A 16,427-nucleotide genomic window follows, 5' to 3' on the forward strand; every position below is an offset into this window, starting at 1 on the left:
GTGAAGGGCCCCGCCTGCGCGTGGCCCCGCCCGCTGCTCCTCACTCCTCGACGAGCAGCCGTTCCCGCAGCTGCGCCAGCGTGCGGGCCAGCAGCCGCGAGACGTGCATCTGCGAGATGCCGACCTCCTGCGCGATCTGCGACTGGGTCATGTTGCCGAAGAAACGCAGCAGCAGGATCCGCTTCTCGCGCGGTGGCAGGTCCTCCAGCAGCGGCTTGAGCGACTCCCGGTACTCGACGCCCTCCAGCGCCTCGTCCTCGGAGCCCAGCGTGTCCGCGACCGCGGGGGACTCGTCGTCCGTGTCCGGCACGTCCAGCGAGAGCGTGCTGTACGCATTGGCCGATTCCAGGCCCTCCAGGACCTCTTCCTCGGAGATGCCCAGCCGCTCCGCCAGCTCGTGGACCGTCGGCGAGCGGCCGTGCTGCTGGGAGAGCTCGGCGGTGGCCGTGGTCAGCGACAACCGCAGCTCCTGGAGTCGGCGCGGCACCCGGACCGCCCAGCCCTTGTCACGGAAGTGGCGCTTGATCTCGCCCACGACCGTGGGGGTCGCGTACGTCGAGAACTCGACGCCGCGGTCCGGGTCGAACCGGTCCACCGATTTGATCAGGCCGATGGTGGCGACCTGCGTCAGGTCGTCCAGCGGCTCGCCGCGGTTGCGGAACCGGCGGGCCAGGTGCTCCACGAGCGGCAGATGCATCCGCACCAGCCGGTTGCGCAGCTCCGCCTTCTCGGGCGACCCGTCGGGAAGCGCGCGCAGTTCGATGAACAGCGCCCGCGCCCCGCTGCGGTCGTGTGGATCGTGGTGCCCGTGCTCGCTCATCTGGCCTGCCCGCTCCGCCTGCGACTGCTCCACCGCGACCGTACGGCCCGAAGGCCCGTCCGCCCCGTCCACCGGATGGGGCAGGGCCTGCTGCTCCGGGATGCCTGCTGCGCGCACCACCCCTGGTCGCATCGTCTCGTCCCGCACAGGACCGTCCCCGTTCCCGTTGCTCACGCCGGCCCGGGTCCCGCGCCGCGCTGTTTGTAGAGGCTGATGCTGACCGTACGGTCGTCGGCCACCGAGGAGTCGACCTTGCCGGCCAGTGCGGAGAGCACCGTCCAGGCGAAGGTGTCGCGCTCCGGCGCCCGGCCGTCCGTCGTCGGGGCGGACACCGTCACCTCAAGAGAATCCTCGATGAGCCGGAAGACGCAGCTGAGGACGGAGCCCGGCACGGCCTGCTGAAGCAGGATCGCGCAGGCCTCGTCGACCGCGATGCGAAGATCCTCGATCTCGTCGAGAGTGAAGTCCAAGCGCGCTGCGAGACCGGCCGTGGCCGTACGCAGCACCGACAGGTAGGCACCCGCAGCGGGCAGCCGGACCTCTACGAAGTCCTGATTCCCGGGCTCGCCTGCGATCTGGGACACCCTCACCTCCAAGGTGGCACAAACTCTTTCGAGGATCCGGGAAGGGTGCCCCGGAGCCATGTGGTACGTCTTCGGTTCTGGTCCGCGACGCTATCGCGATCCATGATGCCGTGTCGCCAGAGCCCCAGCCCATGGCTGTCACTCATGGTAAGCCCATGAGTACACACAGTGGCTAGGGGTCTGCGGTGGTCAATTACGAACAACCGGCGCCGGTTTGACGTACCCAGACGTCAGACGATCGAACCGTCCTCGAAGCACCATCGCCAGCTCTCGCCGGGTTCGAAGCTCCGCATCACCGGATGACCGGTCTCCTCGAAGTGTCCCGTGGCGTGCTGGAGGGGCGACGAGTCGCAGCAGCCGACATGGCCGCAGACCAGACAGAGCCGCAGCTGCACGGGGTGGGTGCCCGCCGCTAGGCATCCCGGGCAGGTCGCGCTGAGCGGGGCCGGTTCGGGGCGCGGCAGTGCGGACACGTGAGGGCAGTCACTCATGATTGTCAGGTTACGACGGATGCGTGGCTCGTGAATTGCGGATGCGAGGACCGTGGAATGGACGTATTGCCGCTGGTGGGGCTGGTCGCGGCCAGTGCGGCGGTGGCGGGGGCGGCCCGTCGCACCCCCGTGCCGGCGCCGCTGCTGCTCGTCACGGTGGGTCTGATCGCCTCCTATCTGCCCGGGGTGCCCGCCTACACCCTGGACGCGCACATCGTGCTGCCGCTGCTGCTGCCTCCGCTGCTCTACACGGCGGCCGTCGACAGCTCGTACCTCGATCTGCGGGCCAATCTCCGGCCGGTCGCGCTGCTCTCGATCGGCTACGTCCTGTTCGCGACCATCGCGGTCGGCTGGCTGGCGTACCGGCTGGTGCCCGGCCTGCCGCTGACCGCCGCGCTGGTGCTCGGCGCGGTCGTCGCCCCGCCGGACGCGGTCACGGCCGCCGCGATCGCGCGCCGGGTCGGGCTGCCCGGCCGGGTCACGACGATCCTGCAGGGGGAGTCCCTGGTCAACGACGCCACGGCGATCACCGCCTACAAGGTGGCGATCGCCGCCGCCGTGGGCGAGGGCATGAGCTGGGGCGCGGGGATCGGCGAGTTCTTCCTGGCCGCGGTGGGCGGTGTCGTGGTCGGCCTGGCGCTGATGGTGCCGCTGCACTGGCTCCGTACCCACCTCAAGGAGGCGCTGCTGCAGAACACGCTGTCGCTGCTGATCCCCTTCGTGGCGTACGCGGCGGCCGAACGCGTCCACGCCTCCGGGGTGCTCGCCGTGGTCGTGGTGGCGCTCTATCTGGGCCACCGGTCCTGGCAGGTCGACTTCGCGACCCGGCTCCAGGAGGCGGCCGTCTGGAAGATGGTCGCGTTCATCCTGGAGTCGGCGGTCTTCGCGCTGATCGGGCTCCAGCTGCCCTTCGTGCTGAAGGAGCTCGGCACGTACACGGTCGGCGAGGCCGTCCGGTACGCGGTGATCGTCTTCCTCGTCGTCGTCGTGGTGCGCTTCGTCTGGGTCTATCCGGCGACGTACCTCCCCCGGTGGCTGTCGAGACGGATCAGGGAACGCGAGCCCGACACCGACTGGACGGCGCCGCTGATCGTCGGCTGGGCCGGGATGCGCGGTGTCGTCTCGCTCGCCATCGCCTTCTCCATCCCGTACGCCGTCTCCGACGGGAGCCCCTTCCCGGCCCGCAACCTGGTGCTCTTCCTGACGTTCACCACGGTCATCGGCACCCTGGTCGTCCAGGGGCTCACCCTGCCGCTGCTGGTGCGGGTCCTGAAGCTCCCCGGACGCGACGCGAAGGCACAGACGCTGGCCGAGGCGCAGGCCCAGAGCGAGGCCTCCGCGGCCGCCGAGGCGCGCCTGGACGAGTTGCTCACCGATCGCCGCAACCAGCTGCCGGGCCCCCTCGCCGACCGGCTGCGCACCGTGCTGGAACGCCGCCGCAACGCCGTGTGGGAGCGGCTGGGCGCGGCCAATCCGCTGACCGGCGAGTCCGCGGACGACACCTACCGGCGGCTGGCCCGGGAGATGATCGACGCCGAACGCGAGGTCTTCGTGACGCTGCGGGACGAGCGGCGGATCGACGACGAGATGCTGCGGACGCTGCTCCGGCGGCTCGACCTGGAGGAGGCGGCGGCCTACCGGGAGGAGTCCGACGCCCCCTGAGGGCTGCCCGTGACGACCGCCGCCACCGCGGTTCCCGGGGGGAACGCGCCCTCCCCGGCCAGTTCGGTGAGCGCGTACAGCAGCTTGGCCACGTAGAGCCGCTCGACGGGCAGGCCGTGCCGCTGCTCGAAGTCGTCGGCGAAGGCGTGCAGTGCCGGGGTCGTACGGGCGTAGCCGCCGAAGTGGAACCGCTCGTCCAGCGACCACGCCCCGGCGGGACCGCCGAACGCCTCCGCCTGGAGCCGGCGCACCGCGTCCCCCAGGAAGCCGCCGCGCAGCACCGGGACGCCGAGGGCGCGCTGCCCCGGCGCGAGCCCGGCGGCGAGCCCGGCGAGGGTGCCCCCGGTGCCGCAGGCCACCGCGACGGCATCGGCCTCTCCGCGCAGCTCGCGCCCCAGCTCCGCGCACCCCTGTGCGGCCAGGGCGTTGCTGCCGCCCTCCGGGACGACACAGCACTCCCCGAAGAGGCTCAGCAGCCCCGCCAGGACCTCCGGATCCCCCTTCGCGCGGTACGTCGCGCGGTCCACGAAGTGCAGGGTCATCCCGTCGGCGGCGCACCGGGCGAGCGAGGGGTTCAGCGGCCGGCCGGCCAGCTCGTCGCCGCGCACCACTCCCACGGTGGGAAAGCCGAGCAGCCGCCCGGCGGCGGCGGTGGCCCGCAGATGGTTGGAGTAGGCGCCGCCGAAGGTCAGCACGGTGCGCCCGGCGGCGGCCCGCAGATTGAGGGAGAGCTTGCGCCATTTGTTGCCGGGCAGATCCGGGTGGATCAGATCGTCCCGCTTGAGCAGCAGCCGGACGCCGTGGCGGGCGAAGCGCTCGTCCTCGACCGGCTGCAGGGGCGAGGGGAGCACCGGACGCAGCCGGGAGAGGTCGAGCGCTTCGGAGGTCATGCCGCAATTGTCGCCGTACGGCACCGTGCCGGGCGGGTGCCGGTCACTTGAGCCGGTCGTGGATGCGGGCCCGCATGGAGTCCATCGTGAAGCCGCGCGGGTCGACCTTGCCCGGCTGCCACTCCTTGTGCCCGATCACCGAGCGGGAGTTCCAGCCGTGGTGACGGCAGACGGCGGCGGCGGCCTTCTCGACGGCTTCGAGCTGGGCGTCGGGCCAGGGGTCCTTGCCGTCGCCGAGGTTCTCGCACTCGAAGCCGTAGAAGTGCCTGTTCCCGTCGGTGTCGGCCTCGTTGTCGCCGGGGAGGCGCTTCTCGGCGACGACGGCACGCAGTACATCGCTGTCGCCGAGTCCGGCGTGGTTGGCGCGGCCGTGGCCGACCAGGTGGACCCGGCCGTCCTTGGCGATCACGCCGTGGCAGAGCGGGCCGGGCAGATCCGGGTAGCCGTCCCGGCAGACGCGCACGGTGGCCTCGGTGCCCCTGGTGACGGTGTGGTGGATCATCACGCCGTTGACCGGGCCCCAGGGGCCCTTGTGGTTGCGGTTGTGGGTGCGCCAGTCGCCGACCTGGACGACGGTGAGCCCCTCGTTCATCAGGACTTCCAGGAACTTGCTCGCGGACATGGGCGAGGACATGGCCGTCTCCTTCGTGCGTGGGGGGAACCAGCCTTGAACAGCCTTGATCCGCTTTTACCGGAACGCCGCCCTCCGGGCCATGCCTTCGGTGGCTGTTCGGACCGTGTGCGATCCGAACCGGTCACATCCGCGAGCAGTGGGCCGGATTCAGCCCTGTGCCAGCCACATGTCGGGGCCGAACACCTCGTAGTGGATGTCGGACGCCGGGATGCCCTTGGCCAGCAGCTGGGTGCGTACGGCGCGCATGAAGGGCAGCGGGCCGCAGAGGTAGGCGTGGGTGCCGGGAGCGACGGCGAGGTCGCTCAGGTCGACCAGGCCGGTGCGGTCGGCGGGGTGGCCGGGCTCGGGGTCCTCGTACCAGAAGTGGGCGGCGGCGTCGGGGAGTTTGGCGGTGAGCTGGGCGTGGTCGGTGCGCAGCGCGTGGGTGGCGGGGGAGCGGTCGCCGTGCACGACGGTGACCGGGGCGCGGTGGCCGGTCGCCGCGAGGTGCTCCAGCATCGAGAGCATCGGGGTGCAGCCGATGCCCGCGGAGGCGAGCAGGAGCGGTGCGTCGGCGGAGTCGAGCACGAGATCCCCGTACGGGGCGGAGACGCGCAGCACGTCACCGGCCTCCACCTCGGTGTGCAGGTGGCGGGAGACCTCGCCGTCGGGCGAGCCGCCGCCCCGCACCCGCTTGACGGTGATCGAGCGGAGCCGGGAGCCGGGGGCGCAGGAGAGGCTGTACTGGCGTATCTGGCGGGCCCCGTCGGGCAGTTCCACCTGTACGGAGACGTACTGGCCGGGCCGGAAGGCGGGCGCGGGCGATCCGTCGGCGGGGCGGAGCTGGAAGGTGGCGACGTCGGGGGTCTCCTCGATCCGGGCGACCACCTCCCAGTCGCGCCACACGTCGCCGGCGACGACGCCCTGCTGTGCGTACAGCCGCTCCTCGATCGAGATCAGGGCGCCGGCCATCAGCCAGTAGACCTCGTCCCAGGCGGCGGCGACCTCCGGGGTGACCGCGTCGCCGAGCACCTCGGCGATGGCGGCGAAGAGATGGGTGTGCACGACGTCGTACTGGGCGGGGGTGACGCCGAGCGAGGCGTGCTTGTGGGCGATCCGGCCGAGCATCACGTCGGGGCGGGTGTCCGGGTGCTCGATCAGCTGCGTCGCGAAGGCGGCGATGGAGCCCGCGAGGGCCTGCCGCTGGGCGCCGGAGGCCTGGTTGCCGCGGTTGAAGAGGTCGCGCAGCAGCTCGGGGTGGGCGTCGAAGAGCTTGCGGTAGAAGAGATCGGCGATGTCTCCGACGGCCGCGCCCACGGCGGGCAGGGTGGCGCGGACGGTGGCGGTCGACGTCTCGGAGAGCATCGGGACTCCTTGTGTGTGAATTGGTATGTGAGATGCGTATTTTTGGGCAGCGCGAGGCCGGGTGATGGGCCCGTGGTGCGCCGTGTGGCGTGCGGCGTGTGATGTCCGGCGTGCGGCTCGGGGTGTGCGGCGCGTGGGGGGTCAGCCGGTGTCCGGGCGGCCGCTGCTGATGCCGATCAGCAGCGGTCCGGTGGGGGATGCGACGAGTTCGGTGATGGTGAGCGGGTCGAGCGAGGCGTAGAAGGCCTCCTCCGCCTGGCGCAGGGCGCCGCGCAGCCGGCAGGCCGAGCGCAGGGGGCACGGGGTGGCGCCCTCGCAGTCGACGACGTCGCCCGGTCCCTCCAGCTCCCGGACAAGCCCGCCGATCGAGGCGGAGCGGCCCGCTCCGGTGAGGCTGAGTCCGCCGCCGCGGCCCCGTCGCGCCTCGATCAGGCCGAGGTGCTGGAGCTTGGCGACGACCTTCGCGGCGTGGGTGTACGGCACCTGCATGGTGGCCGCCACCTCCCGGGTGGTCGGCGGATCCTCGTTCTCCACGACGGCGAGGCGCATCAGTACGCGCAGCGCCACGTCGGTGAATCTCGTCAGCCGCATGACAGCCACCGTAGATAAGTTGCATCGAGGATGCAACTTAAGTCGGCACGCGGACGTCGCTGTGCGTCGTGCCCAGCCCAAAGCCGATTAGTCACACTCTTTTGTGTAATGGCGCGACCGCTCTCCGTGCTGAAAGGCTTCTTCGCGCAGGTCAGCCGAAGAATCGAGAGGACGACAGATGTCCGTTGGTGAAGAGGTTCAGAACGCGTCGTTGCCGCCGCAGCAGAGCCTGGGGACGGCAGCGGCGCGGAACCTCGCGACGACCACCAAGTCCGCCCCGCAGATGCAGGAGATCACCTCGCGGTGGCTGCTGAAGATGCTTCCGTGGGTGCAGGTGCAAGGTGGTACCTACCGGGTGAACCGCAGGCTGAGCTACTCGGTCGGGGACGGCAGGGTGACCTTTGTGCAGACCGGCGACCGGGTCGCGGTCATCCCGGCCGAGCTCGGTGAGCTCCCCGCCCTGCGGGACTTCGGCGACGAGGAGGTGCTGGGCGAGCTCGCCCGGCGCTGCGAGCAGCGCGAGATCGCGGCGGGGCAGGTGCTGGCCGCGTCGGGGGACGCGGCGGACAGCGTCTACCTGCTGGCGCACGGCAAGGTCGAGAAGATCGGCACGGGTCCGTACGGGGACGAGACGGTGCTCGGGGTCCACGCCGACGGGGCCTACTTCGGGGACCAGGCCCTGGTCGACGGCGACGCCGTCTGGGAGTACACCGCCCGTGCCGTCACCGCCTGTACGGTGCTGAAGCTGAGCCGGGCCGATGTGCTGAACCTCGCCGAGCGGGCGCAGCCGCTCCGCGACCATCTCGCCGGACTGCTCAGCATCCCGCAGCAGCGCACCAACAAGTACGGCGAGGCCGCGATCGACCTCTCCGCCGGCCATGTCGGCGAGGCCGTCGTCCCGCACACGTACGTCGACTACGACGCGGCGCCCCGCGAGTACGAACTGAGCGTCGCCCAGACCGTGCTGAAGGTCCACAGCCGGGTCGCCGACCTCTACAACCAGCCGATGAACCAGACCGAGCAGCAGTTGCGGCTCACGGTCGAGGCGCTGCGCGAGCGCCAGGAGCACGAGCTGATCAACAACCGAGAGTTCGGGCTGCTCAACAACTGCGACTACGGGCAGCGCCTCCAGCCGCACGACGGCGTGCCCAGCCCCGACGACATGGACGAACTGCTCTCGCGCCGCCGTGGGTCGAAGCTCTTCCTCGCCCACCCGAGGGCCATCGCCGCGTTCGGCCGCGAGTGCAACAAGCGCGGTCTGGTACCGCAGAGCGTCGACCTCGGCGGACAGCATGTGCCGGCCTGGCGAGGGGTGCCGATCCTCCCGTGCAACAAGATCCCGGTCACCGACGCCCGGACCACGTCGATCATCTGCATGAGGACGGGTGAGGACGAGCAGGGCGTCATCGGACTCCAGCAGTCCGGCATCCCCGACGAGATCGAGCCCAGCCTCTCGGTCCGCTTCATGGGGATCGACGAGCAGGCGATCATCTCCTACCTGGTGACGGCCTACTACTCCGCGGCCGTCCTCGTACCGGACGCCCTGGGCGTACTGGAGAACGTCGAGGTCAGCCGCTGGCGGTAGCCCCGCGGGGGCCCGGACGACGATGTCCGGGCCCCGTCAACCTCCGCCACCGGGCAGCGGTGCCCGGGGCGGCCTCGGGAGGACGCCCAGTGAAGACCCACCACGTACCCCAATCACCCACACCCCGGGCCCCGGGCGACGACACCCGGGCCGCCCCCGTGGCGCAGGGCCAGGAGGCCGTGGCTCTCCTGGAGGAGACCCGGGCCCTGGTCGATCCCCGACTGCGCGCCGCCGTCGAGTCCTTACCCGGATCGATCCGTCGCGTCGCGATGTACCACTTCGGCTGGCAGGAGGCCGACGGCACCCCGTCCTCGGGGTCGGCCGGCAAAGCGATCCGGCCCGCCCTGGTCCTCGCCGCCGCCCGTGCGCTGGGCGGCGATCCGGAACGGGCGGTACGGGCGGCCGTCGCCGTGGAGCTGGCGCACAACTTCACGCTGCTGCACGACGACGTCATCGACGAGGACCGGACCCGCCGGCACCGGCCCACGGCCTGGGCGGTCTTCGGCATCCCCGACGCCGTGATCGCGGGCGACGCGATGATCGCCCTCGCCCAGCGGCTGCTGGCCGAGGACCCGGACCCTGCCTCGGCCCCTGCCTCGGCGCGGCTCTCGACCTGTGTCATCGAGCTGTGCGCGGGCCAGCAGGCCGACTGCGCCTTCGAGGACCGGGGCCCCGACGAGGTCACGCTGGACGAGTGCCTGACCATGGCCACCGCCAAGACCGGAGCCCTGCTCGGCTGCGCGTGCGCCCTGGGGGCGCTGTACGCGGGCGCCGAGGAGCGGGCGGTCCGCGGGATGGACGGCTTCGGCCGGGAGGCGGGCCTCGCCTTCCAGCTCATCGACGACCTGATCGGCATCTGGGGGGACCCGGCGCGCACCGGGAAGCCGGTCGGGGCGGATCTCGTCGCCCACAAGAAGTCGCTGCCCGTCGTCGCCGCGCTGACCTCCGGCACCCCGGCCGCGGCCGAACTCGCCGCGCTCTACCGGGGATCGATGAACACCCCGGGCGAAGTGAGCCGGGCCGCCGACGCCGTCGACCGGGCCGGCGGCCGGGACTGGGCGCAGATCGCCGCGGCGGACCGGATGGCCCGCGCCGTCCACCACCTGTCCCGGGCGGTCCCCGACCTGGCCCGCGCCGGAGACCTCCTGGCCCTGGCGGAGTTCGTCACCCGCCGGACGAACTGACCCGGGGAGAACGGAACGCGGAAGACCGGAGCGCGGGAGACCGGAACGAAGGCGAGCGGAACGAAGCAGAGCGGAACGAAGCAGAGCGGAACCGGGGAGAGCGGAACCGGGGAGAGCGGAGCAAGGCGCCGAGGTCACAAGGCCCGTGACGGGAAACGGAGGGCGATCGGGCGACTGTCAGGGGCACGGGCTACAGTCCGTGCCCATGACAGATGAGTCATGGGCGGGGTGGTACCGGGACCGACAGGGTTCCGACGCGGTCGTCCTCACCACCGACGGACAGCAACTACGCCTCCGGACGAGGGGCATCGACTTCGAGGGCGCGAGCTTCGACGGCCTCACCCCGGCCGCCGGCGCGCCACCGGCCGACGACCGGTTCGTCCTGGTGGACGGTGCGCTGAGCGACTGTGTCCTGGAGTGGGACCTGCCGCTCCCGGTCATCTGGGACGGAGCGGTCCACCAGGCCACGCTCAGCTGCCTGTTGTCGCTGCGCCGGCCCGATTCGCACCTCAGTCTCGAATTGCAGTTCGGCGGTGCGGCCTACGCGTCCCATCGCGCCGAGAGCGACTTCGCGTCCGCGCTCGCCACCATCCAGCGCGCGCTGCCGCCCGGGGTGCGACTCCAGACCTGCATCGCCTGCGCCTTCTCCGACTACTTCCCGGCCCCGGCCGCGGTGCGCGGACTGTCCGGCGGCCTCGCCTGCTTCCGGGGCGCCAAGGACGCCTACCGCGGGGCGGCCGGTGAGGGCGATGTCCGGGACCTGTGGGACCGGCGTACCGGATTCGTCCAGGAGATCTGGAGCTGCCGCGAGTACGAGCCCCGCCCGGACACCGGCGCGGGCACCGGACACCGGGGCGCGTTCCCGCTGGAACACGCCTGAGGCGAGGAGGCGCGACCGGCCCGAAGCGGCCACCCCGTCCTGCGAGGTGGCCGCTTCGGGCCGGTGAGGCGCGGTGCTGTGCGGGTGAGGCGCGGTGCTGTGCTGTGCGGTGCTGCGAGATGCGTCCGGACCGTACGGGGTCAGGAGGCGCTGCGTGCGAGTTCGGCCGCGAAGCCGTACTGCCACAGGTAGTTGACCTGGCTGCGCTCGTTCGCGTCGGGGTACGGGTTGGTGCAGGACGGGCCGGGGCCACCGCCCGACATCAGCTCGCTGCACGGGCCGGAGTAGTGGTCCGGAAGACCGAGCACGTGCCCGGTCTCGTGCGTGGTGACGCGGGTCGAGTCGTACTGCTGGTTCTGCGCGTAGTCCAGGAAGATGTACCCGTTGCCGTGACCGTCGGTGCTCGCGTACGAGCCCCTGGAGTCATTGCCCTCGTAGTAGGCGAAGTCGGCGTTCGAGCCTTCCTGCAGCCGGACGTTGGAGACGGAGCTGTTCCAGATCTGCGTGCTGTTGGCAATCGAGCTGCGGAAACTCGGCGCGTTGGACGCGCTGTAGACGACGGTGACCGACTGGGCGCCGGGGTTCGCCGCCCGCTTCTTCGCCACGGACTTGGCGACCGCCTCGAAGAACGCCTTGTTGGCGGCGGCGTTCTCGTGCGACTCGGCGTAGGCGGTGTAGCCCGCGCGGGCCTGCGAAGCGGTGTCGGCGGGTGCTGCTGCGGGGGCCGAGGAGGCGGCGATGGCGGGTGCCGTGCCGAGCGCGGCCGCGAGGCCGAAGCCGAGGCCGACCACGGCCGACATGACGGTCCTGGGGTGTCTCATGGGGGGTCTCCTACCGGTTACCGGTCCGATGAACCCGTCCGATGATCGGACCCGGACGGGTGCGGTACGCAGAGAGTGTCGGGGAGCGGGAGCCCGTGCGGATGATGTCAACCGGCGATAACACCTCCCTATCGCTGCCCTGCAGCCGCCTTGAGCTGCCTTGCCGGTGTACTTCCGCCGGGCTGTCGTCACCTCGGGTACTGCCGTCGAAGCATTCCCCAACTCCAGGTGAATTAAAGGGTTTTGATGCGATTGGGGAGTCTGGTGCGACCATCGCCCGCCGCCCTACGCTCGACCGTATGGAGCTTGAGGTGAGACACCTCAGGGCGCTGTGCGCCATCGCGGACACGGGCAGCCTGCACCAAGCCGCCCGCCGACTGGGCGTGAGCCAGCCCTCCTTGACCACCCAGCTGCGCCGGATCGAGAACACCCTGGGTGCCGAGTTGTTCAGCCGCGAACGGACCGGCTGCCGCCCGACGTTGCTGGGCCGCGCCGTCCTCAGCCGGGCCCGCCCCCTGGTCGACGGGATGACCGCCCTGGTCAGCGACGCGAAGGCGGAGGCCGACGCGGTCCGGGCCTCCGGGCCGAGGCTGCGCATCGGCTGCACCGCGAGCCGCGTCATCGGCGGCTGGCTGCGCAGGCTGCGGCTCCGGCTGCCCGACACGGACATCTCGCTGCGGGTCGACGTATCGGCCCGCGCACTGCTGCGTGACATCGCGACGGGCGGGCTCGACGTCGCCTTCGTCCACGAGGTCGAGGGCTGCCCGCTGGCCGTCCCCGACGGCCTGGAACAACGCGTACTCCTGGACCGCGAACCGCAGTTCATCTGCATGGCCAGGGATCATCCGGCCGCCGCCCGGCCCGTGGTCGACCTCGTCGATCTGGCCGGTGACCGGTGGATGGTCGACCCCACGGTGGACGGTGAATGGGACGGGCTGCGCCGGGTGTTAGGCGAGGCGGGGCTCGCGCCGACCGTCCTGCACGGCGACTACCTCACCGCCGCCTCCCTCGTCGTGCTCGGCGAGGCGGTCGCCCCCTGCCAGCCCACCTCCGGGCCGCGCGACGACATGGCGATCCGCCCACTGCGCGACGACCCCCTCGCCGTCCGGCTGCTGCTGGTGTCCCGGCGGGGCGCCGACATGGGGGCGGTGTACGGGGAACTGGAGGCGGCCTACCGGGAGGCGGCCAGGCGTGCCGCCGGGTACCACCAGTGGCTGCTGCGCAACCGCAGCCCGCTCGCCCGTACGCCGTGACGGACCGTTCGCGGATTCCGCCGAGAGCGAGGACCGGTTCCCAGCGGGCCACCCGGCAGGCAGAGTCGGACACATGAGGCTTCTGATGCTGGGCGGTACGGAATTCGTGGGGCGCGCCGTCACCGAGGCGGCGCTGGCGCGGGGCTGGGACGTCACGGTGTTCCACCGCGGCCGGCACGCGCCCCCGCCGGGTGTGGCGGAGCTCCTCGGCGACCGCACCACCGAGGACGGCCTCGCCGCCCTGGCGGGCGACGGCGAGGGTTCCGGCGGCGGGTACACCTGGGACCTGGTGGTCGACACGTGGAGCGGCGCCCCCTCGGCCGTACGGGACGCGGCCCGTCTGCTGGCGGACCGGGCCGCCCGGTACGCGTACGTCTCCAGCCGCTCCGTGTACGACTACCCGGCCCCGGCCGGCCTGTCGGAGGAGGGCCCGCTGGTGGCCGGTGCCTCGCCCGACGCGGGCGGGGACGTCTCGTACCCGCTGGCCAAGCGGGGCGGTGAACTGGCCGCGCTCGACGCCTTCGGCGACCGGGCCCTGTTCGCCCGCGCGGGACTGATCCTGGGGCCCTGGGAGAACATCGGCAGACTGCCCTGGTGGCTGGGGCGGATCGCCCGCGGCGGACCCGTACTGGCCCCGGGCACACCGGATCTGGGGCTCCAGTACATCGACGCCCGCGACCTCGCGAACTGGCTGCTGGACGCGGCCGGCAGCGGTCTGCACGGGGCGTACAACCTGGTCAGCCGGCCGGGGCACGCCACGATGGGGCAACTGCTGGAGGCCTGTGTGCGGGTCACCGGCTCCGACGCGGAACTGCGCTGGACGCCCACCGAGAGGATCCTCGCGGCCGGTGTGGAGCCATGGACCGATCTGCCGGTCTGGCTGCCGCCGGGCGAACTGTACGACACCCTGCACCGCGGGGACGTCGGCAAGGCGTACGCGACCGGGCTGCGCTGCCGCCCGGTCGAGGAGACGGTCGCCGACACCTGGAAGTGGCTGGAGGAGCTGGGCGGGGCGGCGCCACAGCGACCGGACCGGCCCACGGTCGGCCTGGACCCGGACGTGGAGGCCGGACTGCTGGCGGAAGGGGCCTGACGCACCGCCAGGGCCCTGACGAGCCGACTGGGTGCGGCCCGGGGACTGGGATCCATCGGAGTTGGGCCGGGCGTGGCACTCGTACCATTTGTAGTCAAAGCTGCATATTGCCCTGTATGGCAACACGTGTGCGTACGCGCGGCAACGGTATCCGGGCGGCGGTGGCCACGGCGATTCTCGGCGGAATCGCCGCCGCTCTGCTCACGGCCGGATCGGCGGCCACGCTGATGGCCCGGAGGGCGCGTCGACGCGGCTAGTTTTGGCCCATGGCCGAACTGCTGCTGCACCTCACCGAAGGGCCCCTGTGGGAGGCGGCCCGCGGGATCGGGACGTACGAGATGTCCACCCGCGGCCGCACCCTGCACGAAGAGGGCTTCATCCACTGCTCGCTGCCGCACCAGCTCCCCGGCGTGGCCGAGATGCTGTACGGCGCCGGGAGCGGGGCCGGGACCGGCGACCAGGAACTCGTGGTCCTCGTCATCGATCCCGACCGGCTCCCGGCGCCCGTACGGTACGAGTCCGTCGCGCCCGGCGGCGAGGAGTTCCCGCACATCTACGGCCCCGTCCCGGTGGACGCGGTCGTGGAGGTGCGCCCCTGGCCGCGCAAGGAAGGTGACCTCGCATGAACAACCCACCCCCCACCGGCCCGGCGAACCCGGACGCCCCGATCGTCGCCGTCACCGGCGCGGGCGGAGCCGTCGGCGGCCGGGTCGCACGGCGCCTGGCCCGGGCCGGCGTGCCCGTGCGGCTGCTCGGGCGCGACCCCTCGCGGCTGCCCGAACTCCCCGGCGCCGTGGCCGCGCCGCCCGCCCGGTACGGCGACGGCGAGGCGATGCGCCGCGCCCTGGCCGGGGCGCACACGCTGTTCCTCGTCTCGGCGCACGAGAGCCCGTACCGGGTGCGCGAGCACACGACGGCCGTGGACGCGGCGGTCGCCGTGGGCGTGGAACGCATCGTGTACGTCTCGTTCCTGGGCGCGGCGCCGTACGCCACGTTCACCTTCGCCCGGGACCACTGGCACACCGAGGCGCACATCCGGGCCGCCGACATCCGCCACACCTTCCTGCGCGACAGCCTGTACCTCACCGGAATCCCGGCCATGACCGGCGCCGACGGGGTGCTGCGCGGACCGGCCGGGGACGGCCGGGTGGCGGCGGTGGCCCACGACGACATCGCGGACGCCGCGGTCGCGGTCCTACTGGCCGACACCGAGAGCGCCGACACCCGCCACGACGGGATCACCTACGACCTCACGGGCCCGGAGGCGTTCACCCTCGCCGAGGCGGCCGAGGAGCTCACCAGGGTCACCGGCCGGACCATCACCTACCTCCCGGAGACCCGGGAGGAGGCCTACGCCTCCCGGGCGCGGTACGGCGCCGAGGACTGGGAGGTGGCCGGCTGGGTGACCTCGTACGAGGCCATCGCCACCGGCGAGATGGCCACGGTCTCGGACGCAGTACCGGACCTCACCGGGCATCCGGCGACGAGCCTGGCCACGTTCCTGCGGGAGCATCCGGACAGCTACCGGCACCTGTTGCGGACGGACTGACCCGGCGTCGGACGAAGCCGGACCGGCCGGCCTCGCCCCGGGCGGCACCGGAGAGGGGGAGAGACCTGCGGTCATGCGTACGGAGACCCCGTGGGCCCCTGGGATCCGCCCCCGCCGGACGAGGCCGCACGCCTCTTCGCACCCTTGCGTGTCCCCCGGTGGATCGCCGGGGGACACGCGGTCGGATTCGCCGTGGGCCATGCCTTCCGGGACCACGCCGACATCGATGTGCTGCTGCTCCGCCGCGACCCCCGCATCCGGCTGCCGGCTCGGCCGGCTCGGCCGGTTCTCCGCGCTCCGAGGACGAGCAGGACTTCGCGAAGGCGCTGTCGGCCCTCAGCCCACGTACGCGCCCGCCCGGGCCGCCGCCTCGGCGGCTGCGGCGGCCCGGTCTGCCGCCGCCTCGTCGAGCGGGTCGCCGCTGGCCAGCAGCCGGTAGTAGAGCGGCGCCGACACGGCGCGGATCACCTCGTCCGCGTCCGTGCCCGCGGGCAGTTCCCCGCGCTCCACGGCCTCGGTGACACAGCCGGACCACTCCTTGATCCGGATCGCGTAGAACCGGTGCAGCGCCTCGGCGGTGCGCGGGTCGCAGGTGGCGGCGGCGATCACGGACCTGAAGAGCGCCCCCTGCCGCGGGTCGGCGAGGGTCGTGGCCACCAGCCGGGCGTTGGCCCTGAGGTCCTCGGCCAGCGAACCCGTGGCCGTGCGGGGCGAGGACTGTTCGGCCATGTCGTCGAGCAGGTCCGCGATCAGCCCGGTGGGGGTGGACCAGCGCCGGTAGACGGTCGTCTTCCCGACCTCCGCGCGGCGCGCGACATCGGCGAGATCCAGTCGGTCGAAGCCGTGCTCGGCCAGGGCGTCGCCCGCCGCCCGCAGGACCGACTCCCGGACCCGGGCGGTACGGCCACCGGGCCGGACGCTGCCGGGCTCCACACCCTCAGAAGTCATAACGGGTCTCCAGTTCCATTAGCGGCTCTTCCTCTGCTACGGTGGCGTCCATCTTAACGGAACTCCGGTCCCGTTAAAACTTCGAACCTCTCCGTCTC

General features: G+C 72.2%; 18 protein-coding genes. 9 read left to right on the forward strand and 9 right to left on the reverse strand.

Going from position 1 to position 16,427, the window contains the following annotated elements; all coding sequences use genetic code 11:
- Positions 1-40: 40 nt before the first annotated feature.
- From ACFYY1_RS09765 to ACFYY1_RS09775, 3 genes are all read right to left on the reverse strand, one after another.
- Positions 41-994, reverse strand: coding sequence for an RNA polymerase sigma factor SigF (locus ACFYY1_RS09765; protein WP_382934735.1), 954 nt, complete (start codon positions 992-994; stop codon positions 41-43).
- Positions 991-1,404, reverse strand: coding sequence for an anti-sigma regulatory factor (locus tag ACFYY1_RS09770; RefSeq protein ID WP_073781878.1), 414 nt, complete (start codon positions 1,402-1,404; stop codon positions 991-993). Before ACFYY1_RS09770 ends, ACFYY1_RS09765 begins: the two co-directional genes overlap by 4 nt.
- Positions 1,405-1,634: 230 nt before the next feature.
- Positions 1,635-1,895 (reverse strand): UBP-type zinc finger domain-containing protein, encoded by a 261-nt coding sequence (locus tag ACFYY1_RS09775; RefSeq protein WP_388582939.1) that lies wholly within the window; start codon positions 1,893-1,895, stop codon positions 1,635-1,637.
- Positions 1,896-1,952: 57 nt separating this feature from the next.
- On the opposite strand from ACFYY1_RS09775, the gene ACFYY1_RS09780 reads away from it, so the two are divergent.
- Positions 1,953-3,557 (forward strand): Na+/H+ antiporter, encoded by a 1,605-nt coding sequence (locus tag ACFYY1_RS09780; RefSeq protein WP_388582941.1) that lies wholly within the window; start codon positions 1,953-1,955, stop codon positions 3,555-3,557.
- On the opposite strand, the gene ACFYY1_RS09785 is transcribed toward ACFYY1_RS09780, so the two are convergent.
- The 4 genes from ACFYY1_RS09785 to ACFYY1_RS09800 all read right to left on the reverse strand — a co-directional run bounded on the left by ACFYY1_RS09785 (position 3,530) and on the right by ACFYY1_RS09800 (position 7,016).
- Positions 3,530-4,447, reverse strand: a complete 918-nt coding sequence (locus ACFYY1_RS09785) for a 1-aminocyclopropane-1-carboxylate deaminase/D-cysteine desulfhydrase (RefSeq protein ID WP_388582943.1) — start codon at positions 4,445-4,447, stop codon at positions 3,530-3,532. The genes ACFYY1_RS09780 and ACFYY1_RS09785 overlap by 28 nt on opposite strands.
- Positions 4,448-4,490: 43 nt before the next feature.
- A complete protein-coding gene (locus tag ACFYY1_RS09790; RefSeq protein ID WP_388582945.1) occupies positions 4,491-5,081 on the reverse strand; it encodes an N-acetylmuramoyl-L-alanine amidase in 591 nt (196 codons plus the stop codon).
- A 147-nt stretch (positions 5,082-5,228) separates the two neighbouring features.
- Complete coding sequence (locus tag ACFYY1_RS09795; protein ID WP_388582946.1) at positions 5,229-6,425, reverse strand: globin domain-containing protein; 1,197 nt, start codon at positions 6,423-6,425, stop codon at positions 5,229-5,231.
- Between the two features lie 141 nt (positions 6,426-6,566).
- Positions 6,567-7,016 carry an RrF2 family transcriptional regulator gene (locus tag ACFYY1_RS09800; RefSeq protein ID WP_388582948.1) on the reverse strand — a complete coding sequence of 150 codons (450 nt, stop codon included), beginning with the start codon at positions 7,014-7,016 and terminating at the stop codon, positions 6,567-6,569.
- Between the two features lie 178 nt (positions 7,017-7,194).
- Here ACFYY1_RS09800 and ACFYY1_RS09805 point away from each other — a divergent pair, with 178 nt between their 5' ends.
- The 3 genes from ACFYY1_RS09805 (at position 7,195) to ACFYY1_RS09815 (ending at position 10,665) form a co-directional block, all read left to right on the forward strand.
- Positions 7,195-8,601, forward strand: a complete 1,407-nt coding sequence (locus ACFYY1_RS09805) for a family 2B encapsulin nanocompartment shell protein (RefSeq protein WP_388582950.1) — start codon at positions 7,195-7,197, stop codon at positions 8,599-8,601.
- A 158-nt stretch (positions 8,602-8,759) separates the two neighbouring features.
- Positions 8,760-9,785, forward strand: coding sequence for a family 2 encapsulin nanocompartment cargo protein polyprenyl transferase (locus tag ACFYY1_RS09810; RefSeq protein WP_388583480.1), 1,026 nt, complete (start codon positions 8,760-8,762; stop codon positions 9,783-9,785).
- A 205-nt stretch (positions 9,786-9,990) separates the two neighbouring features.
- Complete coding sequence (locus ACFYY1_RS09815) at positions 9,991-10,665, forward strand: DUF6304 family protein (RefSeq protein WP_388582951.1); 675 nt, start codon at positions 9,991-9,993, stop codon at positions 10,663-10,665.
- Positions 10,666-10,805: 140 nt separating this feature from the next.
- Here ACFYY1_RS09815 and snpA read toward each other — a convergent pair whose 3' ends face one another.
- Entirely contained in the window at positions 10,806-11,486 is a 681-nt protein-coding gene (gene snpA / locus ACFYY1_RS09820) for a snapalysin (RefSeq protein WP_388582953.1), read from the reverse strand.
- A 299-nt stretch (positions 11,487-11,785) separates the two neighbouring features.
- Here snpA and ACFYY1_RS09825 point away from each other — a divergent pair, with 299 nt between their 5' ends.
- From ACFYY1_RS09825 to ACFYY1_RS09845, 5 genes are all read left to right on the forward strand, one after another.
- Positions 11,786-12,739 (forward strand): LysR family transcriptional regulator, encoded by a 954-nt coding sequence (locus tag ACFYY1_RS09825; RefSeq protein ID WP_388582954.1) that lies wholly within the window; start codon positions 11,786-11,788, stop codon positions 12,737-12,739.
- Between the two features lie 85 nt (positions 12,740-12,824).
- The gene (locus ACFYY1_RS09830) at positions 12,825-13,832 is read left to right on the forward strand and encodes an NAD-dependent epimerase/dehydratase family protein (protein ID WP_388583482.1); all 1,008 of its coding nucleotides are present in this window, start codon (positions 12,825-12,827) and stop codon (positions 13,830-13,832) included.
- 116 nt (positions 13,833-13,948) lie between these two features.
- A complete protein-coding gene (locus tag ACFYY1_RS09835; protein ID WP_388582955.1) occupies positions 13,949-14,089 on the forward strand; it encodes a hypothetical protein in 141 nt (46 codons plus the stop codon).
- A 9-nt stretch (positions 14,090-14,098) separates the two neighbouring features.
- The gene (locus ACFYY1_RS09840) at positions 14,099-14,458 is read left to right on the forward strand and encodes a DUF952 domain-containing protein (protein WP_388582957.1); all 360 of its coding nucleotides are present in this window, start codon (positions 14,099-14,101) and stop codon (positions 14,456-14,458) included.
- Positions 14,455-15,381 carry an NAD(P)H-binding protein gene (locus ACFYY1_RS09845; RefSeq protein ID WP_388582959.1) on the forward strand — a complete coding sequence of 309 codons (927 nt, stop codon included), beginning with the start codon at positions 14,455-14,457 and terminating at the stop codon, positions 15,379-15,381. The genes ACFYY1_RS09840 and ACFYY1_RS09845 overlap by 4 nt, the downstream gene beginning before the upstream one ends.
- Before the next feature lie 336 nt (positions 15,382-15,717).
- Here ACFYY1_RS09845 and ACFYY1_RS09850 read toward each other — a convergent pair whose 3' ends face one another.
- Positions 15,718-16,329, reverse strand: coding sequence for a TetR/AcrR family transcriptional regulator (locus tag ACFYY1_RS09850; RefSeq protein ID WP_388582960.1), 612 nt, complete (start codon positions 16,327-16,329; stop codon positions 15,718-15,720).
- Between the last annotated feature and the right edge of the window lie 98 nt (positions 16,330-16,427).

This window comes from Streptomyces sp. NPDC001890 (genome assembly GCF_042891445.1).
Classification (GTDB): Bacteria; Actinomycetota; Actinomycetes; order Streptomycetales; family Streptomycetaceae; genus Streptomyces.